This window comes from Candidatus Hydrogenedentota bacterium (assembly GCA_016791475.1).
GTDB lineage: Bacteria > Hydrogenedentota > Hydrogenedentia > Hydrogenedentales > JAEUWI01 > JAEUWI01.
Genome location: JAEUWI010000305.1, coordinates 318 through 619 on the forward strand (window position 1 = coordinate 318; position 302 = coordinate 619).

Annotated in this window: 1 pseudogene (only partly in view); it reads left to right on the forward strand. The window is 68.2% G+C overall.

What is annotated here, in order from left to right:
* Positions 1–302 (forward strand): annotated as a pseudogene (locus JNK74_29350) (sensor histidine kinase); it begins 317 nt to the left of the window's first position.

Genomic DNA, 302 nt, shown 5'->3' on the forward strand with positions numbered 1-302 from the left:
GCTCGATTTTGCGAGGGTCGAACGGGGCAAGGCGACCTACGACTTCGCCGTCGGGAGCGTGGCCGAGGTCGCCCGGCGCGCCGTCGAGATCTACCAGCAGCGCGCGGTCCGGGACGAGGTCCAGCTCTCTCTGGAGATCGTGGGCCCCCCGGCCTTCGGGAGCATCGACGCCAAGGCGCTCGAGCTCGCGGTGATGAACCTCATCGACAACGCCCTCAAATACGCCAAGGCGGGTGGCCAGGTGATCGTCCGGGTCGACTCGGACGAGGCGCGTGTTCGCCTCCGGGTGATCGATTTCGGGC